The organism is Streptomyces sp. NTD107 (assembly GCF_059510435.1).
Genome location: NZ_JCAJZV010000005.1, coordinates 304,518 through 325,763, shown reverse-complemented (window position 1 = coordinate 325,763; position 21,246 = coordinate 304,518). Strand labels below are relative to the sequence as shown.

The window sequence follows — 21,246 nt, the reverse complement described above, 5'->3', positions numbered from 1 at the left end:
CGGTGCGGAAGGACGGGGGGCCCGGTGCCCGGCACAGTGCGGTGGTGACGCCCCGCGGGGCCCATGACCGGCCGAAGCGGCGCAGGACGAGGGCGGAGTTGAAGCCGCCGACGCCCCGGGCGAGCACCAGGGCCGTGTTGACGTCGGTCTCCCTTGGCCCGTCCACCACCAGGTCGATCCGGTGCCGGGGGTCCGGGACGGTGTTGATGGTCGGCGGAATCCGGTTGTCCCTGATGGTGAGGAGGGCGGCGGCCACATCGAGGGGGCCGGCGCCGGACAGCAGCCGTCCGGTCATGGTCTTGGGGGCGGTGACCGGCACGCCGTACGGGCCGAACAGCCCGGTGATGGCCCGGGCCTCCTCGTCGTCGGCCCCGGGCAGGGCCGCCGCGTCGGCGAAGACGACGTCGATGGTTCGGGGGGGTTCCCCCGCGTCGGCCAGGGCGAGCTCGATGGCCCGGCGCAACCCCGGCGGGCGTCCGCTGCCGGGCCGGGGGTCGATGGTCGCCCCGTAACCAGCGATCTCACCGTAGATGTGGGCGCCTCGGCGCCGCGCGGATTCGGCCTGCTCCGTCACCAGCAGGGCGCCGCCCTCGCCGGGGACATGGCCGCCGGCCGCCGGGTCGAAGGGAAGGTAGGCGCGGTCCGGGTCGGCGCTGGTGCTCAACCGGCCGCCGGAGAGCTGGGCGACCCAGCCCCAGGAGCACAGCGAGCCGTCCACCGCACCGCAGACGACGCCCCGGGTGCCCTTGCGCAGCAGCCGCCGGGCCTGGGCGAGGGCATCGAGCCCGCCGGCCTGGTCGGAGACCAGGACGCCGCCGGGGCCGCGCAGTCCGTTGCGGATGGAGATCTGGCCGGTGTTGACGGCGTAGAACCAGGCGAACGACTGGTAGGCGCTGACGTACTGGCCGCCCTTGCTCCACAGGTTGCGCAGTTCGTTCTGCCCGAATTCGAAGCCGCCGGCCGAGCTCGCGGTGACCACACCCAGGTCGTAGTCGGGCCACTGACCGGGGTCGACGCCCGCGTCGTCGAGGGCCAGACCGGTGGTGACGAGGGAGAGCTGAGTCATCCGGTCGGTCTGTGGCAGCAGCCGGCCCGGCAGATGGTCCGCGGCGTGGAAGCCGGGCACCTCGCCGGCGAGCAGGGACGGATAGCGGGTCGCGTCGAACCGCCTCAGCGGGCCGATGCCGCTGCTGCCGGCGCAGGTGGCGGACCAGTAGGCATCCGTGCCCAGGCCGTTGGGCGCGGTGATGCCCACGCCGGTCACGACGGTCGCGTTCATGCCGCTCTCCGCAGCACCATGGCGCTTTGGAAGCCACCGAATCCGCTGCCCACGGTCAGGGCGGTGTCGGTCTGCCATTCCCGGGCGGTGAGCGGCACATAGTCCAGGTCGCACTCGGGGTCGGGGGCGTGGAGATTGGCGGTGGGTGGCACGAGCCCGTGTTCCATGGCGAGTGCGCAGGCGGCGATCTCCAGGGAGCCGATGGCGCCCAGGGAGTGACCGATCATCGACTTGATGGAGCTGATGGGGACGGCGCGGGCGTGTTCGCCCAGGCTGCGTTTGAAGGCCGCGGTCTCGTGCCGGTCGTTCTGCCGGGTGCCCGAGCCGTGCGCGTTGATGTAGTCGACGGCCTCGGCGGGGGTACGGGCCTCGGCCAGCGCGCTGCGGATCGCCTCGGCCATTTCCCGGCCGTCCGTGCGCAGGCCGGTCATGTGGAAGGCGTTGCAGCGGGAGGCGTAGCCGGCGATCTCCGCGTAGACGCGCCCCCCGCGCCGTCTGGCCCGGGTGTACTCCTCCAGCACGAACACGGCGGCGCCTTCGCCGAGGACGAAGCCGTTGCGGGAGCGGTCGAAGGGTCGGGAGGCGCACTCGGGTGCGTCGTTGCGGGGGGTGGTCGCCTTGATGGCGTCGAAGCAGGCAACGGTGATCGGGGAGATGGGGGTGTCCGTGGCGCCGGCGATCATCACATCGGCGCTGCCGTCGCGGATCAGGTCGGCCGCGTGCCCCATGGCGTCGATGCCGGAGGTGCAGCCGGTGGAGACGACGGTTGCCGGCCCTTCGGCTCCGGTGGACCAGGCCACTTCCCTGGCGAAGGAACTGGGGACGAAGCAGTCGTACAGATGCGGTACGGCATAGGTGTGGTCGACGAGTTCCAGCCGGCCGTCGTCGCTGACGACGCGGTACTCGCGGTCGAGTCCGGTGGTGGCGCCGACCGCGCTGCCGATGACCACGCCGGTGCGGTGCGGTTCTCGTGTGTCGTCCTGGAGGCCGCTGTCGGCGAGGGCCTCGGCGGCGCAGACCACGGCGAACTGGGCGGCGCGGTCCATGCGGCGGATTTCCTGCGGCCCCAGGCCGTACTGCCGCGGGTCGAAGTCCACTTCGGCCGCCACCCGGGAGCGGAACGGGGTGGGGTCGAAGATGGAGATGCCCCGGGTGGCGGTTCTGCCCTCGCTCAGCAGGGACCAGAAGTTCTTGACACCGATTCCGCCGGGCGCCACGACTCCCATTCCGGTGATCACCACGCGCCTGGTCACATGAGTGCCGTTCTCTTCGGGGTGCCCGCCATCACGAGGACCGGTTCCACTGGTAGAAGCGGGTGGCCAGGGCGTCCTTGGGAGATCGCCAGGTCGCCGGGTCGTAGGCAGCGATGTGCGGCTTGAGATCGTCGCTGACCTGGACGAACAGCGGGTGGGTGGCCGCCTTCTCGATAGCGGCTCCGCCGTCGTCCGAATCGAAGTCCTGGAGGTGGAAATAGAGGCCGCGGAAGGAGAACAACTGGCGCCGTGTGGTGCCCATCAGCTCGGGCAGGTGAGTTTTGTCGAACTTCCCGAATATCCGGGCTACGTCACCATGGGCTTCCGGGTTCATCCGCGCCACGATCAATGTGCTGTGCATCGGACATCTCCTTTGCTGACACGGGGTGTGCGATCCGGGCAGGATCGGACCGGTGTTCCCGGAGCCGGGTACACCGGGCGAAGTGCCGGGACGGGTGTGCGCGCCGTGGCGGGGCCCGGGTCGCCGGTTGGCATGACGGGGCCAGCTCCCGCCCGGAAGAGGGCAGGACCGCGCGGGGCGCGATGGGTGTGCGGGGAGAGCGGCGGTGCGTCGGGGCACCGGGGGAAGAGGGCTCGCGGTGATGTGGCCGGAAATGGGCACACCAAAGCGGCGGGAAGAGCGTGACACCGCCGCGCGGAACGTGTCAACCCCTGTCGGGCCACCGTTCGCCGGAGTGCGGTGCTGCCCGGATGCGGGCACAGCTCTGCCGCCGTGGACAGCGTGACACCGCCCCCGGAGCCTGTCAATGCCCCTCGGTCAGCGCCTCCTTGAGGGCCCGCGGGCGGTCACTGGCCCCGCACAAACGGCCGGAGTAACCAGTTGCGTTCTCTAACGCAAATGCTCAAAGTGCGGTTCATCGGCGATTGGGAGTGCGCTCGAAAAATAGTTCTCCTGCCCGGGGATCTCGGCCGTGGTTCATATGTCGAAGTCCTCGTGCTGACAGGTATGGACGCCATCTTGGTTTGTATGTATTGTCTTCAAATCTCAGGGCAGACGCGCAAATCGGGGGTGTCGGCGCCGCATGGACTCGCGAACTCGTTGCCGGACAGTACGATCCGTGGATCTCCGCGATCCGCGCACAACCGGTTCCGATCTCTTCCCCACACTGATGGGACATCCATAACACCGGCAATGACGCCGATGGACAGGATCAGTACGACCCGACGGAGATCGGCCTCCGCGGCGCCGATCCACAACGTCCCGCAACCCCTTGAGACATCAATACAGCCCGCAGTTACGGGTGTTCCAAGCGTGATTCTTAGATATCCGCACTGCTTCATGACTGACCATCAAGGTGGCGAAATGAAGACAACACAGCATGTGGGAAGAAAATGTGGCCGCCAGTCGCCGGTGACTCATCTGGACCACCGTTCGGGCTCAGCGCTCAACCTTTGCACTGTATGCTGTCGAGAAATCAAGAAGAACCTCATCGAGCTCCCGCAGATCTACGCTGACTGCCAAGCGAGCGCCGAAATCTCCCGGCCCGCCCCGACCGGCCAGCGGATCAGCGGGGGACGCCGGCACACGGGGGTACACCTGAGCAAGGAAGCCATCTCGGCCAGGGCCGACATCCTCGGCTTTCTCACCTCCTGGTCCGCGCTGGTCGTGGACGAGCGGACCACCGCCCGACCGTCCCGGCGCCAGCCGGCAGTCCTCACCTGCTTCCTCCTCGCCCACCTGGACTGGCTGACGACCCATCCGGCCGCCGCCGAGTTCGCCGAGGAGATCTCCCGGGTCACCAACCGCGCCCGCCGCACGGCGTACCAGCCGGCCAAGCCGCGCATGAACCTCGGGCAGTGCGTCCACCCGGGCTGCACGACCCCCATGAACACCTCCACCCCCACGGAGGACGGGCCCGGCGTACCCGAGGTCGGCTGCGCCGACGGCCACCGCTGGCAGCCGCACGAATGGCTCCAGCTGTCCCGGCAACTGCGCCGGCGCGGACGCGGCCCGGCCACGGCGAACCCGGCCAGGGGCGACAGGTGAGCCGGCCCTCGCGGCACGGCCCACGTCTCATCCCCACGGACCTCGCCGCCATGGCCGTAGGAGTCTCCCGGGCCACCATCCGCAAATGGGCCAGCCGCGGAAAGCTCACCCGCTACGGCAGCCCCGGACGCGCCGAGTACGACCTCGACGAACTCATGGAACTGATGGAAACACCGCTGGACCACACCCCACGGGAGAACTGACCGGCCGTCGCCGCCGCGATCCCCCGTCCGCCGCTCGCTCACCGGAGGCGGGGGATCCTCCCGGTGAACCGAACGGCGGACGGGGCGTACCGCGGCGCACCCGGCCCGGCGACGGGGGGCACCCGAACCGTGGTCCGCCGCGTCCCGGAGCGCGGGGCCATGAGCCCACCACCAGGTACGTACCGACCCGTCAGGCCGTCTCCGCGCAGCGATGCTCACCATGTCTCCTCCTCCCGCGCTCCCCCCTAAGAGAGAACCGGGTCCCGGAGTGTGACACGGCAGCACCGACAATGTGACGCAGATCTCTTCCTCCGGTCGGGCGGAGCGTGGGCCGGGCCCGCCCTGCCCCACACGTCCGGCATGCGAACGGGTGGCCCGGGGGCCGCCCGGAGCGCTTAGGGTGGCTGACGCAGCTGGTTCGCCCTGCCCGCCAGGCAGGCGCGTCGTAAGAGGGAACCCGGTGGGAATCCGGGACTGCCCCGCAGCGGTGAGCGGGAACGACCGCCGTCATACGCACTGGAGCCGACTCCCGGCTCTGGGAAGCGACGGCCACTAGGACGCCTCGTCATCCGGCGAGAAACGCCCGCGAGTCCGAAGACCTGCCACTGCCCGCGCGCACCCCGCGCGCGGCCCCGGTGACCTTCGAGGGCGGGTCGGACGGCGTCACGCGGCAGGCTGCCCGCGGGCCTTCACCGCCCGCGCATCCCGCCCGCCCGTGCGTTCGCCCCTTCGCGCCCCCGTACCGGTCCGCCGGACAACGGAAATGACACTCGCGAAGGAGAGTTCCGTGACCGCACAGTCCGCAGCCGCGGCAGCACGGGCCACCGTGTACGGCGTCCCCAGGCAGGGCCCCGACCGGGAGCTGAAGAGGGCGATCGAGGGGTACTGGAAGGGCCGCGCCGACGCCGCCGCCCTGCACCGCACCGCCGCCGATCTGCGCCGCGACAACTGGCGCCGGCTGGCCGACGCCGGCGTCCACGAGGTGCCCACCGGGGACTTCTCGTACTACGACCACGTCCTGGACACCGCCGTCATGGTCGGCGCGATCCCCGAGCGGCACCGGGCGGCCGTCGCCGCCGATCCGCTGGACGGCTACTTCGCCATGGCGCGCGGCACCCAGGAGGTGGCGCCGCTGGAGATGACGAAGTGGTTCGACACCAACTACCACTATCTCGTCCCGGAGCTGGGCCCGGACACCGTCTTCCGCGCCGACCCGGCCGCCCAGGTGGGGCAGCTGACGGAGGCGCTGGCGCTGGGCCACACCGCGCGCCCGGTGCTGGTCGGCCCGCTCACCTTCCTGCTGCTGGCCAAGCCCGCCCCCGGGGTGGCCGACGACTTCGAGCCGCTCACGCTGCTGGACCGGCTGCTGCCGGTGTACGCCGAGGTGCTGGCCGCGCTGCGGGCGGCCGGCGCGCAGTGGGTGCAGCTGGACGAGCCGGCCCTGGTCGCCGACCGCACCCCCGCCGAACTGAGCGCCACCGCCCGCGCGTACCGCGAACTGGGCGGGCTGACCGACCGGCCGCAGCTGCTGGTCGCCTCGTACTTCGACCGGCTCGGCGAGGCGCTACCGGTGCTGGCGAAGGCCCCCGTCGAGGGGCTGGCGCTGGACTTCACCGGACCGGCCGCCGCGAACCTGCCGGAGCTGGCCGCCGCCGGCGGACTGCCCGGCAAGCGGCTGGTGGCCGGGGTGGTCAACGGCCGCAATGTGTGGATCAACGATCTGGGCGCCTCGCTGAGCACCTTGGGCACCCTGCTCGGCCTCGCCGACCGGGTGGATGTGGCGGCCTCCTGCTCGCTGCTGCACGTTCCGCTGGACGCCACCGCCGAGCGGGAGCTGGATCCGCAGCTCGCCCGCTGGCTGGCGTTCGCCCGGCAGAAGACGGAGGAGATCGTCACCCTGGCGCGCGGCCTGAGCGAGGGCACCGGCGCGATCACGGCACGGCTGGCCGCCAACCGCGCCGACCTGGCCTCCCGGGCCGGCTCACCGCTCGCCCACAACCCGGCGGTCCGGGCCCGTACCGCCGCCGTGACCGGTGCCGACGCCCGGCGCTCCGCCGCGTACCCCGAGCGGGCCGCCGCCCAGCACGACCGGCTGGGGCTGCCGCTGCTGCCGGTCACCACCATCGGGTCCTTCCCGCAGACCGGCGAACTGCGCACCGCGCGCGCCGATCTGCGCGCGGGGCGGATCGGGGAGGCGGTGTACGAGGAGCGGATCGCCACCGAGATCCAGGAGGTGATCGGCTTCCAGGAGCGGGCCGGGCTCGATGTGCTGGTGCACGGTGAGCCGGAACGCAACGACATGGTGCAGTACTTCGCCGAGCAGCTGACCGGGGCGCTGACCACCCGGCACGGCTGGGTGCAGTCGTACGGCACCCGGTACGTCCGGCCGCCGATCCTGGCCGGGGACATCGCGCGGCCCGAGCCGATGACGGTGCGCTGGACGCGGCACGCGCAGTCGCTGACCGACCGTCCGGTAAAGGGCATGCTGACCGGCCCGGTGACGATGCTGGCCTGGTCCTTCGTACGGGACGACCAGCCCCGGGCGGAGACCGCCCGGCAGATGGCGCTGGCGCTGCGCGACGAGGTGCGGGATCTGGAGGCGGCCGGTACGTCGGTGATCCAGGTGGACGAGCCGGCGCTGCGCGAGACGCTGCCGCTGCGGGCCGCGGAGCGCGCGGAGTATCTGGGGTGGGCGACGGAGGCGTTCCGGCTGACGACGGCCGGGGTGCGGCCCGACACCCAGATCCACACCCACATGTGCTACGCCGAGTTCGGTGACATCCTGCGGGCGATCGACGATCTCGACGCGGACGTGATCTCGCTGGAGGCGGCCCGCTCCCACATGCGGGTGGCCGATGAGCTGGGCGCGGCCGGCTATCCGCGCGAGGTCGGGCCCGGGGTGTACGACATCCACTCGCCCCGGGTGCCCGATGTGGCGGAGGCGGCGGCGCTGCTGCGCAAGGGCCTGGCGGCGATCCCGGCGGAGCGGCTGTGGGTCAACCCGGACTGCGGGCTGAAGACCCGGGGCTGGCCGGAGGTACGCGCGGCGCTGGAGAACCTGGTGGCGGCGGCGCGTGAGGTGCGCGAGGACCTGCCGACGGGCGCGGTGTAGCGCGGGCCCCCGGGCCGGTGGGGACGCGGTGCGACTGCGTCCCCACCGGCCGGTGATCTATGTTGGTCCGATGGGTGAGAACGGTGGGATACGGGCGATACGGGTCCCGGTGGGCGAGGACGCGGCGCGGTGGGTGACCCGGGGAGACTGCCACCGGGTGCTGCTGATCGTCCACAACGTCACCTCGGCCACCCGGCTGCTGGAGATCCTGCCGCTGTTCCGGGACGACCTGCGGGTGCAACTGCTGGCCACCTGCACCGGGTCGTCGCCGTTCCAGGCGGGGGTACGGGAGCTGCTGGCGGATCTCGGACTGCCGGTGCTGCCGTGGGAGCAGGCGAAAGAGACTCCGGTGGAGCTGGCGATCAGCGCCAGCTACGGCGGTGAACTGCATGCGGTGCGGGGGCCGTTGATGGTACTTTCACATGGTATCGGATATAATAAGACGCTCTCACTGCCGGAAGCCGGAAGCCGGAAGCCGGAAGCCGGAAGCCGGAAGCCGGAAGCCGGAAGCCGGAAGCCGGAAGCCGGAAGCCGGAAGCCGGGAACGGGCCCTCGCCGGCGCCCGTGTTCGGGATGGCGCCCGAGTGGCTGCTGCACGAGGGGCGTCCGGTCGCGGACGTGACCGTCCTCTCCCACCCGGAGCAGCTCGACCGGCTGCGCGCCGCCTGTCCCCCGGCGGCCCCGACCGCCGTCATCGCCGGTGACCCCTGCTACGACCGGCTGCTGTCGGCCGCCCCGCACCGCGACCGGTTCCGCCGCGCGCTCGGCGTGGCGGACGGCCAGCGCCTCGTCGTCCTGAACTCCACCTGGAACCCCGCCTCCCTCTTCGGCGACGGAGGCGACGACATCCTTCCCGCCCTGCTCCCCCGGCTGGCCGCCGAACTCCCCGCCGACGAGTACCGGACCGCCGCCGTACTGCACCCCAACATCTGGCACGGGCACGGCCCCGGCCAGGTGCGCGCCTGGTGCGAGCGGGCCCAGGCCGCCGGGTTGACGCTCATCGATCCGCTCGACGGCTGGCACCAGGCCGTCATCGCCGCCGACGCCGTGCTCGGCGACTTCGGATCCGTCACCTACTACGCCGCCGCCCTCGGCACCCCCGTCCTGCTCGGCGCCACCGGCCAACAGCACCTCGCCGCCGACTCCCCGGTCGCGGCCTTCGGCCGCACCGCCCCCGCGCTGCGCCCCGAACGGCCGCTGCTGCCCCAGCTGCGGGCGGTCATCGAGGGCCATGTCCGGGACCGTTACGCGGGGTTCGCCGCCCAGGTGACCTCCGTACCGGGGGCCTCCGCCGGCCTGCTGCGCACCACCTTCTACCAGTTGCTGGGCCTGCCCGAGCCCATCGACCGCCCCGCACTGCTGGATCCGCTGCCGCTGCCGGCGTACCGGCCGCCGGTCCGCACCGCACCGCTGCGCGCCTTCACCCGGCTGCTGGGCGCGGCCCCCGGCGAACCGCCGGAGATCGAGGTGGCCCGCCTCGCCGGTGACCCGGCACCGGACGGCTACCCGGTGCATGACACCCACCTGGTGGTCAACGAGGAGTGCCAGGACCCGTCCCGGCTCTCCCTGGCCTCGGTGATCGTGCGGTACGGCCGCCCGGACGACCCACGGCTGGGCCCGGCCGGGGTCTGGGCGACAGAGGTCATGCGCCGCCATCCGTACGCCGCGCTGGCGGCGTACGTCGACGGCCCGGGCCGCTGTACCGTACGGACCCGGGCCGGCGACCTGCTCCGACTGCGCGCCGCCCCCGCCGCCGACGGTCACCCCACCCTCCACGACCCGGCCGCGTACGGCTGCGCGCTCTACGCCTGGCTGAGCCACGGCAAGCCGCTCGGCGATCTGCTCGCCGCCGGCCTGACGGTGCTGACCGGCGGCGTACGGCACCGGGTGTCCGTCACGGCGGTACCAGCCCCGATCCCGGCCGGCCGACCGTGGTAGAGCAAGGACACCGACCGGGTCAGGCGGCCCCGACCCGTGTCGACTCGTTGAACCCGGCGAGGCCGGCCCGCCCGCCCTGGATGAGCAGTCGACAGTCCGGGCAGCCGCGGTACCAGTCGTCACCGGCCGAGGTGAGTGAATTCAGGTGCGGCCCGTGGGCGGTACGGCTCATGCTGGAACCGCCTGCGCATAGGGGTCCTCTAGGCCAGCGAGGGAGTCGAGCCCGAGGTCGGCTTGCCGGGCGTCGCTGAGGCGCAGCAGGTGGGCAGCAGGTCACGGGGCCCGGTCCTGGGGCGAAGTGGACTGCGGGGCGGTACCGAACCAACGCCGTGCTGGTCAAATCGCTTGCCAGAAGGCCCACGGGACCGTCAGGATCTGCGCTGTGATCCCTCAACTCTGCAGTTGCCGACCGCACACCACCACGCCTGCAGAGGATCACAACCTTGAGCTATTCCATCCGCGCGTTCGTCCCCGCTGACGAGACCGCCTGGCTCCGCTGCCGGGTACTGGCTTTCCTCCACACCGCGTACTTCGACGATGTCTCACGCGCCAAGCCCACTACAGCGGCCCCCGACATGGACCTGGTGGTTGCCGACGCAGCCGGCAGCGTCGTCGGGATCATGGACACCAGCATCGAGGGTGACTTGGCGACGATCGACACAGTCGCCATTCACCCGGACCACCAGCGCCGCGGCCTCGCCCGCGAACTACTGGAACGAACTCGCAACCAGGCCCGCAATCTCGGCGCGGAAACCCTGGATGCCTGGACCCGGGACGACCCGGAAACCTTGAGCTGGTACCGAGCGATGGGCTTCACCGAGAGCGATCATTACCTGCACGTCTACGCCAGCCATGACCGCGACCCGGCAGAGCCCGCCAGGGCTCTCTCGGAGGCCCGGCCTGGTCTGCGACCTCTCATGATCTTTGCGCACGCCCAGCTCTTCGATGAAGAGCGGCTAAGAGGAGAGTTCGCCCGCGTTCACGTCTGCCGCCGCTTCGCCATGTCGCTCTGAGGTGGTCCACTTGCCGTCCTCGACACGGAAGACGGCAAGCACCACGGCACACGTGGGCCGGCTTCGGCGCGAGGCCGGTCAGGATTTCCGCGACACTTGTCACGCACTTAATGGCCCAGGGCTCACGCCCCTGAGCTGAACAATGATCGAGCTTCTCAACCTCCGGTGACGCTTTTCCCCGGAGAACGGGAGTGCCAGGCGCAGGCCCGGCGGTCGGCGGCCTTGCCGCGGATGGTGGGTTCGTCGCCGGGTGGTTCGGCGATGATCGAGGCGGGGTGGAGGCGTTCGCGCCGATCACGAAGCCGTAACACCTCGCCGTGCACGCCGTCGCTGCCCATGCGGTGAGGCTGACAGCGCGGCGGCCTCGGCACCCTTCACATCCTGACCGCACACCCACCCCTTCGCCGCCGATCGATCAAGGGCTACTCCGCCACGAGGAGGCGGCGGATCCGTTCCGCGGCTCGCTCGTCGCCGGTGGCCTCGTAGAGGGCTTGGGCGTGCCGGCGGAGTTCGCGGCGGCGTCGGGGGGCGGGTTCGCAGCGGGCGGTCAGTTCGGCGACCAGGGCTTCCTGGGGCAGGGCACCGTCCTCGGCCATGATGAGCAGGGCGTGTTCCAGCGGCTCTCGGGCGGCCTCGGGGGTGCCGGCGGCGAGGTGGGTCTCGCCGAGGCTGGTGAGCACCCGGCCCTCGTTGTAGCGGTCGCGGGTGTCCGGCGCGGTGAAGTACGCGAGCGCCCGGTCGAGCTGGGCGAGCGCCGCGTCGAAGTTCCCCTGGTCGCGCAGGGCGCGGCCGAGGTGGTGGTCCAGCAGGGCGAGGGCGCGCGGCTCGGTGGCCTCGCGGGCGTACGGCATCGCCGCCCGGAAGAGTTCGGCCGCGTCGGCGGGCCGGCCCTGCCGCAGGCGGAGCAGGCCGAGCAGTTCCAGGGCGGTGGCCTTGCCGCGCGGGTGGTCGGCGGGTTCGAGGTCGCCGGCCTGCCGGTAGTTGGCCTCGGCCTCCTCGTCCTGGCCCAGTTGCATGAGGGAGAAGCCCTGCTGCACCAGCATCCGGGCCTCGGCGCGGTGGTTGCCGGTCAGTCGGGCGGCCTCGCGGCCCAACTGGTGGGTGGTCAGGGCGTCCTCGTGGTAGCCGATCTTCAGATGCAGCGGCCACATGGCCTCGCAGAGCTGCCACACGATCTCGTACGCCCCGTGCTCGAAGGCGAGTTGGACGGCGGAGACCAGGACGGCGCGTTCGGCGCGCAGTTCGCCCAGGGCGGTGGGTCGCGGCTCCCGGGGCCGGGGCAGGTCCTGGGCGGTCCCGCCGAGCTGCCAGCGGTCCGGGATGACGCCGACCGCTGCCCGGGCAGCGGTGTCCAGGCACCAGGTGAGCCAGTCGGTGATTGCGGTCTCCGCCGCCGGCTCCGAGTGGGCGAGGGCGTACCGTGCGGCGGGTGGGGTGAGCCGGTGGCGGGGGGTGGCGCCGCCGTCCCGGGGGTCTTCGGTGGCCACCAGTCGGAGCCGGGCCAGTTCGGTGAGGTGGCCGGCGGCTTGCGGTACGTCGTGGCCGGTCAGGGCGGCGACGGCCGCCGGGGGCAGGGCGATGCGCGGCAGGCGGGCGAGCAGCCGTACGGTACGGGCCAGGTCGGGGGCCAGCTCGTGGTAGTGGCGTTCGGTGAGGGCGGTCTCGGGATCCTCCGGCAGCAGGCTGAGGGTGTGCCAGTGGCGGTCGCCGGTTTCGAAGGCGGCCCGGGCGCCGATGGCGGTCAGCCGGCCGGCGTGGCCGGCGCAGCGGCGGACCGCTTCGCGGGCCGCGGCGCCACCGGCCGCGTACCGCTCCTGTCCGACGATGGCGGCGACGAGTTCTTCGGCGTCCGGTTCCGGGATGGGGCCGAGCACGACCAGTTCGGCGCCGTGGTGGGCGAGGAGGCTGGGCATCCGGTGGCTGGTGGTGACGACGGTGAGGGAGCCGGGGGCGCCGATCAGCAGGGGGATGACCTGCTCGGCGGAGCGGGCGTTGTCCAGTACCAGCAGGCCGCGGTGGCCGGCCAGTTCGCGGCGCAGCGCGGCGAACTGCTCGTCGGGGCGGGCGGGGAGCCGGTACAGCTTGAGCTGTTCCGCCAGCTGATGGGCCGCTTGGCTGGGGGTGGCGGCCCGGTCGGGGCCCTCGCCGCGCAGTTCGGCCAGTAGTTGGTAGCCGGGGAGCAGTGGGGCGAGTTCGGTGCACAGTCGGCGGGCGAGGGCGCTGGTGCCGCTGCCGGGTTCGCCCATGAGCACGATGAGCAGGGGCCGGTCGGTGGTGTCGAGCACCAGTTGCCGGATGCGGGCCAGTGGTTCGGTGCGGTCGTGGAAGCGGGCGTAGGGGACGGGGAAGGCGGCCAGTGGCTGCTGGGTGTGTTCGAGGACGAACGTGCGCAGCAGGGCTTCGACTTCGGTGTCCTGGCGGGCGCGTTCGATGACGCGTTCGGCGAGTCCCAGGGCCTCGTCCTGGCTCATGGCGCGCGGTGCGCGCCGGCCGCGCCGGGCCCTTACGCCCAGCCGGCCGAGCAGTGCGCCGACGATGCCGGTGCCGGCCCGGCCGATGTCCTCTCCGGCGCTGGTGACCATGGCGGTGGCCAGGGTGGTGATGATCTGCCCGGTGAACAGCTCCATGTCGCCCTCCCGTTCCGGCTCGGGTTGCGGGAACAGCCTCACGTTACCGGGCCGGTCGTCCACCGGACATGTGTTCTTGACCGAACTGACGTGCTGGACGCGCGTAGTCCGGCCAGGATGGTGGCAGGATCACGTCAACATCAGGTGTGTCCGCCGCCCCGCGCGGACCGTCGCCCCGAGAGGTCCCCCACATGCCTCAGCCCACACCCACCGCCATACGCACCCGGCGGATCCTGCTGCCCGCCGCGCTCGCCGCGCTGGCGGCGGTGTTCGTCGCCCCGTTGCCGCAGGCCACGGCGGCCGACGACGTCTACTACCGGGACGCGCTGGGCAAGACCGGCGAGCAGTTGAAGGACGCGCTGCACGACATCATCAGCGAGGACACCACCAAGCTGACCTACGCCCAGGTGTGGGAGGCCCTCAAGGTCACCGACGCCGATCCGAACCGGCCGGGCAATGTGGTGCTGATCTACAGCGGCATCTCCCGCAGCGCCACCAACAACGGCGGGAATGTGGGGCAGTGGAACCGCGAGCACATCTGGCCCCAGTCGCACGGCAACTTCGGCACCGCGCCCGGGCCCGGGACGGATCTGCACCATCTGCGGCCCGAGGACGTCCAGGTCAACAGCACGCGCGGGAACAAGGACTTCGACAACGGCGGCAGTGCGGTCTCCGGTGCGCCCGGCAACTACACCGACGCGGACTCCTGGGAACCCCGGGACGCGGTCAAGGGTGACATCGCCCGGATGGTGTTCTACATGGCGGTGCGGTACGAGGGCGGTGACGGGTTCGCCGACCTGGAGGTCAACAACATCGCCGGGAACGGCAGCGTGCCCTACCTGGGCCGGCTGTCCGTACTGAAGGAGTGGCACGAGCAGGACCCGCCGGACGCCGCCGAGCGGCGCCGCAACGAGGTGATCTTCGAGGACTACCAGAACAACCGCAATCCGTTCATCGACCACCCGGAGTGGGTCGAGGCCATCTGGTGACCGCGCGGCCCGCCCGGCGGGGTTCCCCGGCGTCCAACGCACCGCGACCAGGGGTGACATGACACCGGGCGGGCGATCGCTCAGTGCGGTCGGCACGTCGGCGGCGGCCGGTGGTGCCGGCCGCCGCGGTCAGGAACCGTGGGTGCGTTCCAGTTGCTTGCCCTCGATGTCGGGGTCGGGGAGGTGGCGGAACCAGCGGGGGTGGGACCAGATGCGGTGCCCGACGATGGCCATCACCGCCGGTACCAGGGTGAGCCGTACCACGAAGGCGTCCAGCAGTACGCCGATGGCGAAGCTGAAGCCGATCGCCTTGATGGTGGGGTCGCTGGTGAACATGAAGGCGACGAAGATGGAGAACATGATGAGCGCGGCGGCGGTCACCACCCGCGCCGAGTGGGACATGCCGCGTACCACCGCGCCGCGCGCGTCGCCGGTGTGGGAGTAGTCCTCCTTGATCCGGGAGACGACGAAGACCTCGTAGTCGCTGGAGAGCCCGAAGATGATCGCCAGCATGATGATGGGCAGGAAGCTGACGGTCTCGGCCGGCACGATGTTGAACACGTGCCGCCCCCAGCCCCACTGGAAGATCGCCACCTGGGCGCCGAAGGCGGCCAGGATCGACAGCAGGAAGCCGAGCACCGACTTCAGCGGGACGAAGAAGGTGCGGAAGGCGAACGTCAGCAGCACGAGCGCCAGGCCGATGACGACGATCAGGAAGATCGGCAGGGCGGAGGAGAGCTTGGCGGAGACATCGATGTTGGAGGCGGTGTTGCCGCCCACCAGGATGGTGGCGCCGGTGTTGCCCTCGATGGCGGCCCGGTCGTTGCGGATGCGGTGCACCAGGTCGGTGGTCGCCGTGTCGTTCGGCCCGCTGCCCGGGGTGACCTGGATGACCGACACGTCGTTGGCCATGGTCAGCGGCTGTACGGCGGCCACGTCCGGCAGTTTGCCCAGGGCCGCGACCAGTTGATCGGTCTGGCTCTTCTGCGTCACATGGTCGGCGACGATCAGCAGCGGGCCGTTCGAGCCGACCCCGAAGCCCTCCGTGATCAGGTCGTACGCCTGGCGCTGGGTGTTGGAGGTCGGCTGGGACGCCCCGCTGGGCAGTCCGAGCCGCATATGGGTGGCGGGCAGTGCCAGCACGCCGAGGAAGAGCACCCCCAGAATCAGCATCGGCACCCGGTGGCGTACCACGAAGGCGCCCCAGCGGGCGCCCCGGTGCTCCTCCGGGGCGGTGGCGGCGGTGCGCGCGGTGCGCTCCAGGCGGTCGTGGAACCGGCGCGGGCGGCGCAGGAACGCCACGATCTTCGGCCCGGCGAAGCCCAGCATGGCGGGCAGCAGGGTGAGCGCGATGAGCATGGCGACCAGGACGGCCCCGGCCGCCGACACACCCATGACGGCCAGGAAGGGGATGCCGACCACGGACAGGCCGCACAGCGCGATGATGACGGTGAGCGCGGCGAAGACCACGGCGCTGCCGGCGGTGCCCACCGACAGGGCGGCCGAGTCCTCCACGTCCATGCCGCGCAGCACGTGGTTGCGGTGCCGGTAGAGCACGAAGAGGCCGTAGTCGATGCCGCAGGACAGGCCGAGCATGATGGCCACGGTGGTGGAGGCGGTGGCGACGTTGACCACGGCCGCGAAGGCGGTCACCGTCATGATGGTGATGAGGACGCCCAGGACGGCGGTGATGATGGGCATGCCGGCCGCCACCAGGGCGCCGAAGGTGATCAGCAGGATGATCAGCGCGACGATGATGCCGACGATCTCCGGTGTCTCGGAGGGTGTGGTGTTCCAGCCGGGGAAGACGCTGCCGGAGTAGGCGACATGCACTCCCGCCGATTCGGCCGGCCGGACCGCCGTCTTCACGTCGTCCAGCGTCGCGGCCTTCACGTCGCCGGGCTGGACCGTGTACTGGATGGAGCCGAGCCCGATCTTCCCGTCCGAGGAGATGGCCCCGCCGTTGAAGGGGTCGGTGACCTCGGCGACCTGGTTCACGCCCTTGAGGTTCTTGACGGCCTCTTCGATGGCGTCGCGCTGCCGGGTGTCGACGATGCGGCCGTTGCCCTCGGCGGCGAAGACGAGCTGAGTCTGACCGCCGCTCAGATCCGGGACGCGTTCGGAGAGCAGATTGGTGGCGCGCTGGGACTCGGTGCCGGGGATGGTGAAGTTTTCATTGGTCTTGCCGCCGCTGGCGGTGGCGGCGCCGATGGCGACGACGGCGACCAGCACCCAGATGGCCAGGACGATCCGGCGGTGCCGGAAGGACCACCTTCCGATGCGGAACAAGAACGTGGACATGGTGTTCCTTCCCGGCCGGTTGAGATCACGAGCGATCATCCCCGGCCGGGATCGAAAGGAACATTTACGACACGCGGCGAACGGTCGGGCTATCCGCCGAGTCGTTCCAGGGCCTCCGCCAGGGTGCGCTCGTCGCCCACATTGCCCGGGACCACCACGTACGGGACGGTGCCCGCCGCCGTGTTCAGGTCCCAGACGCTGACCCCGGGCAGCACCTGACCACGGACCCGGGCCGTACCCGTGCCGAGGCCGGTACGGGCCACCTCGGCCGAGGTGATGCCGCCCTTGGCGATCACCGCCGCGGCGAGCGGGGCCAGCTCCCGTACGGCGGTGGTGAGGGCGGTCATCACCCGCTCACCGTGGTCCAGGGTGTTGTTGGCCGTCGACCGCTGCCGCTCGCTGGCGATCACCACCACGCCGTGCTCGCCCAGTTCGGGGCCGGCCGCCGCCGCCAGGGCGCGCCCGGCCGCCGCCGGGTCGGTCAGCGCCGCCGCCGTGTCCAGCAGGAGTGGGTGGATGCCGCGCTCGCGCTCCAGCACCGCCAGCTGCGCGGTGGCGCCCGAGGTGTGCGAGCCGCACACGATCAGCACGGCGCCGGCGGGCCGCTGAAGCGGGGCGGGCAGCAGCCCGGGGCTCACCGCGTCCGCGCACCGGGCGGCCAGCGGCGCGGCGCAGCGTACGACCACGGTGCGGCCGGCCGCCCACGCCTGCTCCAGGCCGTGGTGCACCAGGTCGATGTCGGCGTCGGTGACCGCGTCGGGGGCGATGACGGTGCCGGGTGCCGCCGCCAGCAGGGCGTCGGCGACGGCGGCGCCGCCGCTCGCCCGGACGGCGTCCAGCGGTACGGTCACCGCCGGCCGGCCGCCGCCCTGTTCGGCGACATAGGCGGTCAGCTCGCTGGCGCCGAAGCCGAAGACCGGGTCGTGCGCGTACTCCGTCTCGGCGGCCGGGACGTCCCGCTCCCCCACCCGTACGTAGTGCACGCCCTCGCGCGTGGTGCGGCCACCGGCCGGGAACGCCGGCAGGAACAGCAGCACCGAGTCGGCGGTGGCGAACGCGTCGCTCTCGGGGAAGACATGGCCGCGCAGCGTGGAGTCGCCGCGCAGCACGAAGCGCACCCCGTCCTCGCCCAGCGCCTTCGCGGCGGCCTCGCCGGCCTCCCGGATGCGGCTGACCAGGGCCACGGCGGCGGCGCGGTCGATGGCGCGGCTGTTGGTGAGGACGTAGCCGGCGTGGTCGGCGCGCAGCAGTTCGGTCAGCCGCTCGGTGAGGTCCGGCTCCTCGGGGGCCAGCAGGACGGGAACGCCGGTGGCCGACTGGGTTCCGGTGGGGTCGTCGTCGAGGACGATGGTCTTCATCGGGTGGCTCCGCTCGCGGTCAGGGCGTGGATGATGGTGGTGGCGCGGTCGGTGACGGCGGTGCGCCAGCCGGCGAGCAGGCCGTCCAGGTCGAGGCCGGCCGCGCGCAGCCGGGGGACGTCCTCGGCGAGGGTGTCGAAGACGGCCTGCCGCAGTTCGGTGTTGACGTTGACCTTGGCGATGCCCTGGCCGATGGCGAGCGACAGATCGGCCGGGGGCAGCCCGGAGGCGCCGTGCAGGACGAGCGGGATGTCGGTGTGCTCGCGTACGGCGGCGAGCCGTTCCCAGTCGAGTTGGGGTTCGGTGGGGTAGCGGCCGTGGATGTTGCCGATGGAGACGGCGAGCAGGTCGGCGCCGGAGCGCTCCAGGAAGGCGGGGACGGTGCTGGGGTCGGTGAGGGCGCCTGCCGCGACCTGGGCGGCGACCACGGCGATGTCCTCGTCGCCCTCGATCCGGCCGAGTTCGGCCTCGACGGCGACCGGGGCGGCGGTACGGACGGCGGCCAGTTCGGCCCGTACCGCCGCCACGAAACCGGCGTTGGCGTCGAAGCCGCCGCGCGAGCCGTCGGCGAGCACCGAGTCGGCGCCGGCCTCGACCGCCGCCACGATCAGCGTGATGTCGGTGGCGTGGTCGAGTTGGACGCAGGCCGGTACCGCCGCGTGATCGGCGAGGGTACGCAGTGCCCGGATCAGCTCCAGGCCGCCCCGGGCGGCGGCGGTCTTCGGCGAGACCAGCAGGGCCAGCGGGGAGCCGGCCTGCTCGGCGGCGGTCACCACTGCCCCTGCCGTGGCCAGGTCGTAGCAGGTGAAGGCGGGTAGTGCGGCACCCGCCGCGCGGCGTTCGGCGGCTATCTCGGTGAGCTGAGCGTGCATCGTTCCTCGTGCTTACTGCGTGCTGGGTGCGGCGGGCAGGGGTACGGGCCGGTCAGCGGGAATCGTGGACGAGTTCCGGCTGCCGGGGTTGGGCCGTATGGGCCGGGCTGGTCTCCTTGGTGCGCGAAACAGCGATCAGTCCGATAAGACCCACGGTGCAGTACAGCACAGCCACTCCCCGCCAATCCCACGCCCCTGCCAGCATCGCGGCGATGAAGGGGATGAAGCCGGAGATGGCGGCGGAGAACTGGTAGCCGATGGAGGCCCCGGAGGTGCGGACCCTGGCGCTGAAGAGTTCGGAGAACCAGGCGCCCTGGGTGCCGGCCAGCATGTCGTGGCACAGGGTCAGGCCCAGGATGAAGGCGACCACGATGAGCGCCGGGTGGGCGGTGTTGACCAGCCAGAACAGCGGGAAGCCGTACAGCAGGGTGAGGATCGTGCCGGTGAGGTAGACGGGGCGGCGGCCGAAGCGGTCGGCGAGGTGGCCGAAGAGGACGGTGGCGCCGACGCCGAGCAGGGCGGCGGTGATCAGCGCGGTGAGGTGCACGGCGCGGGTGGCGATGCCCTCGTCCTTCATGTAGCTGAGCAGGTAGGTGACGATGACGTAGAAGCCGCCGGTCTCGGCGAGCCGCAGCCCGATGACGCGCAGCACGGTGCGCCAGTCGTCCCGCAGCACTTCGAGGACGGGGCTCTTGGCGACGTTGTCGGTGGCCTGCATCTCCTCGAACTCGGGGGACTCGGAGATCTTGAGCCGGATGATCATGCCGGCGGCGATCAGCAGCGCGGACAGGATGAAGGGGATGCGCCAGGCGAGGTGGCTGTCGAACTGCGAGGCGATCAGGAAGGCGACGTTGGCGAGCAGCAGGCCGAGGGGGACGCCCGCCTGGGGGATGGCGGAGTAGCGGCCCTTGCTGCGCAGCGGGGCGTGTTCGTACGTCATGAGGATGGCGCCGCCCCATTCGGCGCCGAAGCCGATGCCCTGGATGAGGCGCAGCAGCACCAGCAGGGCGGGGGCGAGGATGCCGACCTGCTCGTAGGTGGGCAGGAAGCCGATGAGGGTGGTGGCGACGCCCATCAGGATCAGGGCGCCGACCAGGACGGGCTTGCGGCCGATGCGGTCGCCGAGGTGCCCGCCGATGATGCCGCCGATGGGGCGCATCGCGAAGCCGACGCCGAGGGTGGCGAAGGAGGCGAGGGTGGCGGCGAAGCTGGAGTGGCCGGGGAAGAAGACGTCGTCGAAGTAGAGGGCGGCGGCGGTGCCGTAGGCGAGGAAGTCGTAGTTCTCGACGGTGGTGCCGACCGCGCTGCCGAGGGCGACGCGCAGTTTGTCGGGGGATCCGTCGGGTCTGCCGGCGGGGGCGGCGGGGGTGGTGGCGGTGCTCATGGTGCGGCTCCTGATGGTGCGGGCCGGGGGGACTCCGGCCGGTGGTGGTGCTCCGGTGTTCCGGTGCGCCCTCCGGCCGCGTGTCCGCCCCGCCCCCGCTGCCGCCGCGTGCGAGCGGTGGGCGGTCAGGGGGTGGTGCTGGTACGGGGTCCGGCGACGTTACCGATTCCGTAGATGTCCTGGTAGAAGTCAGTGATGTGGGCGCGGACGGTGGCGACGGCGGCCTCGGTGTCGTGGCGTTCGATCGCGTCGAGAATGGCCCGGTGTTCCTTGCGGACGGTGGTGGCGGTCCGGCGCCAGTCGTCCAGTCGTTCGTAGGCGTCGATCATGCGGCGCTGGATCGCGGTGCGCAGTGATCCCATGAGGTGGGCGGTGAGGGCGTTGCCGGCCGATTCCGCGATGATGACGTGGAATTCGGCGTCGAGGCGGTTGAAGTCCCGGGCGGTCAGCTCCGGGTCGTCCATCCGGTCGAGGATCGCCCGTAGCCGGTCGGTGTCTTCGGTGGTGGCGTGCCGGGCGGCCTCGGCGGCGACCCAGACCTCCAGGGCGAGCCGGGTCTGGAGCACGTCGGTGTCGCTGAAGTGTCCGAGGGCGAGTTGCAGCCGCAGCAGGTCGGCGAAGCCGGAGCCGGGGTGGCCGATGAAGACGGAGCCGCCTTCGGGGCCGCCGCCGGTGCGGACCTCGACGATGCCGAGGGCTTGCAGGACGCGCAGGGCTTCGCGCAGCGAGGGGCGGCTGACGCCGAGCAGTTGGGAGAACTCGCGTTCGCTCGGCAGCCGGTCGCCCGGCCGCAGATAGCCGTCGGTGATCCGCTTCTCGATCTGGGCCATCACCTGTTCGTAGGTGCGGACCTTGCGGACCGGTTCCCAGGGCTCCTGGTGCGAATCGTTCACTGTTGTCCCTCACAGA

General features: G+C 71.7%; 17 protein-coding genes, 1 pseudogene and 1 riboswitch. Of the genes and pseudogenes, 7 read left to right on the top strand and 11 right to left on the bottom strand.

What is annotated here, in order from left to right:
* Positions 1-70: 70 nt before the first annotated feature.
* The 3 genes and pseudogenes from AC5WRL_RS13605 to AC5WRL_RS13595 form a co-directional block, all read right to left on the bottom strand.
* A pseudogene (locus AC5WRL_RS13605) lies at positions 71-1,279 on the bottom strand (ketosynthase chain-length factor); the annotation flags it as partial.
* Positions 1,276-2,532, bottom strand: a complete 1,257-nt coding sequence (locus AC5WRL_RS13600) for a beta-ketoacyl-[acyl-carrier-protein] synthase family protein (protein ID WP_496088732.1) — start codon at positions 2,530-2,532, stop codon at positions 1,276-1,278. The gene AC5WRL_RS13600 and the pseudogene AC5WRL_RS13605, both read right to left, overlap by 4 nt.
* Before the next feature lie 31 nt (positions 2,533-2,563).
* Positions 2,564-2,893: a TcmI family type II polyketide cyclase gene (locus AC5WRL_RS13595; protein WP_496088731.1), complete on the bottom strand. Its 330-nt coding sequence runs from the start codon at positions 2,891-2,893 to the stop codon at positions 2,564-2,566.
* Between the two features lie 1,011 nt (positions 2,894-3,904).
* Between AC5WRL_RS13595 and AC5WRL_RS13590 the strand changes: the two genes are divergently transcribed.
* The 5 genes from AC5WRL_RS13590 (at position 3,905) to AC5WRL_RS13570 (ending at position 9,793) form a co-directional block, all read left to right on the top strand.
* Positions 3,905-4,540: a hypothetical protein gene (locus tag AC5WRL_RS13590; RefSeq protein ID WP_496088730.1), complete on the top strand. Its 636-nt coding sequence runs from the start codon at positions 3,905-3,907 to the stop codon at positions 4,538-4,540.
* A gap of 50 nt (positions 4,541-4,590) precedes the next feature.
* Positions 4,591-4,743 (top strand): helix-turn-helix domain-containing protein, encoded by a 153-nt coding sequence (locus AC5WRL_RS13585; RefSeq protein ID WP_496088729.1) that lies wholly within the window; start codon positions 4,591-4,593, stop codon positions 4,741-4,743.
* Between the two features lie 414 nt (positions 4,744-5,157).
* Positions 5,158-5,348, top strand: a riboswitch (cobalamin riboswitch).
* Positions 5,349-5,530: 182 nt separating this feature from the next.
* Positions 5,531-7,855, top strand: a complete 2,325-nt coding sequence (gene metE / locus AC5WRL_RS13580) for a 5-methyltetrahydropteroyltriglutamate--homocysteine S-methyltransferase (protein WP_496088728.1) — start codon at positions 5,531-5,533, stop codon at positions 7,853-7,855.
* A 157-nt stretch (positions 7,856-8,012) separates the two neighbouring features.
* Complete coding sequence (locus AC5WRL_RS13575) at positions 8,013-8,477, top strand: hypothetical protein (RefSeq protein WP_496088727.1); 465 nt, start codon at positions 8,013-8,015, stop codon at positions 8,475-8,477.
* Positions 8,429-9,793, top strand: coding sequence for a hypothetical protein (locus AC5WRL_RS13570; RefSeq protein WP_496088726.1), 1,365 nt, complete (start codon positions 8,429-8,431; stop codon positions 9,791-9,793). The genes AC5WRL_RS13575 and AC5WRL_RS13570 overlap by 49 nt, the downstream gene beginning before the upstream one ends.
* Positions 9,794-9,812: 19 nt before the next feature.
* Here AC5WRL_RS13570 and AC5WRL_RS13565 read toward each other — a convergent pair whose 3' ends face one another.
* The gene (locus AC5WRL_RS13565; RefSeq protein WP_496088725.1) at positions 9,813-9,965 is read right to left on the bottom strand and encodes a hypothetical protein; all 153 of its coding nucleotides are present in this window, start codon (positions 9,963-9,965) and stop codon (positions 9,813-9,815) included.
* A gap of 271 nt (positions 9,966-10,236) precedes the next feature.
* On the opposite strand from AC5WRL_RS13565, the gene AC5WRL_RS13560 reads away from it, so the two are divergent.
* Positions 10,237-10,806 (top strand): GNAT family N-acetyltransferase, encoded by a 570-nt coding sequence (locus AC5WRL_RS13560; RefSeq protein WP_496088724.1) that lies wholly within the window; start codon positions 10,237-10,239, stop codon positions 10,804-10,806.
* 155 nt (positions 10,807-10,961) lie between these two features.
* On the opposite strand, the gene AC5WRL_RS13555 is transcribed toward AC5WRL_RS13560, so the two are convergent.
* Positions 10,962-11,144, bottom strand: a complete 183-nt coding sequence (locus tag AC5WRL_RS13555; protein WP_496088723.1) for a hypothetical protein — start codon at positions 11,142-11,144, stop codon at positions 10,962-10,964.
* Positions 11,145-11,228: 84 nt separating this feature from the next.
* Positions 11,229-13,433: a tetratricopeptide repeat protein gene (locus tag AC5WRL_RS13550; RefSeq protein WP_496088722.1), complete on the bottom strand. Its 2,205-nt coding sequence runs from the start codon at positions 13,431-13,433 to the stop codon at positions 11,229-11,231.
* 191 nt (positions 13,434-13,624) lie between these two features.
* Here AC5WRL_RS13550 and AC5WRL_RS13545 point away from each other — a divergent pair, with 191 nt between their 5' ends.
* The gene (locus tag AC5WRL_RS13545; RefSeq protein WP_496088721.1) at positions 13,625-14,422 is read left to right on the top strand and encodes an endonuclease I family protein; all 798 of its coding nucleotides are present in this window, start codon (positions 13,625-13,627) and stop codon (positions 14,420-14,422) included.
* Positions 14,423-14,551: 129 nt separating this feature from the next.
* Here AC5WRL_RS13545 and AC5WRL_RS13540 read toward each other — a convergent pair whose 3' ends face one another.
* The 5 genes from AC5WRL_RS13540 to AC5WRL_RS13520 all read right to left on the bottom strand — a co-directional run bounded on the left by AC5WRL_RS13540 (position 14,552) and on the right by AC5WRL_RS13520 (position 21,230).
* A complete protein-coding gene (locus AC5WRL_RS13540; protein WP_496088720.1) occupies positions 14,552-16,723 on the bottom strand; it encodes an MMPL family transporter in 2,172 nt (723 codons plus the stop codon).
* 89 nt (positions 16,724-16,812) lie between these two features.
* On the bottom strand, positions 16,813-18,081 hold the full coding sequence (locus tag AC5WRL_RS13535; protein WP_496088719.1) for a four-carbon acid sugar kinase family protein: 1,269 nt from the start codon (positions 18,079-18,081) through the stop codon (positions 16,813-16,815).
* A complete protein-coding gene (locus AC5WRL_RS13530) occupies positions 18,078-18,953 on the bottom strand; it encodes a class II fructose-bisphosphate aldolase (protein WP_496088718.1) in 876 nt (291 codons plus the stop codon). The genes AC5WRL_RS13535 and AC5WRL_RS13530 overlap by 4 nt, the downstream gene beginning before the upstream one ends.
* A 52-nt stretch (positions 18,954-19,005) precedes the next feature.
* Positions 19,006-20,337 carry an MFS transporter gene (locus AC5WRL_RS13525; RefSeq protein WP_496088717.1) on the bottom strand — a complete coding sequence of 444 codons (1,332 nt, stop codon included), beginning with the start codon at positions 20,335-20,337 and terminating at the stop codon, positions 19,006-19,008.
* A gap of 125 nt (positions 20,338-20,462) precedes the next feature.
* The gene (locus AC5WRL_RS13520) at positions 20,463-21,230 is read right to left on the bottom strand and encodes a FadR/GntR family transcriptional regulator (protein WP_496088716.1); all 768 of its coding nucleotides are present in this window, start codon (positions 21,228-21,230) and stop codon (positions 20,463-20,465) included.
* Positions 21,231-21,246 lie beyond the last annotated feature (16 nt).

Bases quoted from the DNA above. Each gene is read 5' to 3' on its own strand.
- AC5WRL_RS13595 (WP_496088731.1), bottom strand. From the start codon at position 2,893: ATGCACAGCACATTGATCGTGGCGCGGATGAACCCGGAAGCCCATGGT.
- AC5WRL_RS13585 (WP_496088729.1), top strand. From the start codon at position 4,591: ATGGCCGTAGGAGTCTCCCGGGCCACCATCCGCAAATGGGCCAGCCGC.
- AC5WRL_RS13570 (WP_496088726.1), top strand. From the start codon at position 8,429: ATGGCGCCCGAGTGGCTGCTGCACGAGGGGCGTCCGGTCGCGGACGTG.
- AC5WRL_RS13565 (WP_496088725.1), bottom strand. From the start codon at position 9,965: ATGAGCCGTACCGCCCACGGGCCGCACCTGAATTCACTCACCTCGGCC.
- AC5WRL_RS13555 (WP_496088723.1), bottom strand. From the start codon at position 11,144: ATGGGCAGCGACGGCGTGCACGGCGAGGTGTTACGGCTTCGTGATCGG.
- AC5WRL_RS13550 (WP_496088722.1), bottom strand. From the start codon at position 13,433: ATGGAGCTGTTCACCGGGCAGATCATCACCACCCTGGCCACCGCCATG.
- AC5WRL_RS13545 (WP_496088721.1), top strand. From the start codon at position 13,625: ATGCCTCAGCCCACACCCACCGCCATACGCACCCGGCGGATCCTGCTG.
- AC5WRL_RS13540 (WP_496088720.1), bottom strand. From the start codon at position 16,723: ATGTCCACGTTCTTGTTCCGCATCGGAAGGTGGTCCTTCCGGCACCGC.
- AC5WRL_RS13535 (WP_496088719.1), bottom strand. From the start codon at position 18,081: ATGAAGACCATCGTCCTCGACGACGACCCCACCGGAACCCAGTCGGCC.
- AC5WRL_RS13530 (WP_496088718.1), bottom strand. From the start codon at position 18,953: ATGCACGCTCAGCTCACCGAGATAGCCGCCGAACGCCGCGCGGCGGGT.
- AC5WRL_RS13525 (WP_496088717.1), bottom strand. From the start codon at position 20,337: ATGAGCACCGCCACCACCCCCGCCGCCCCCGCCGGCAGACCCGACGGA.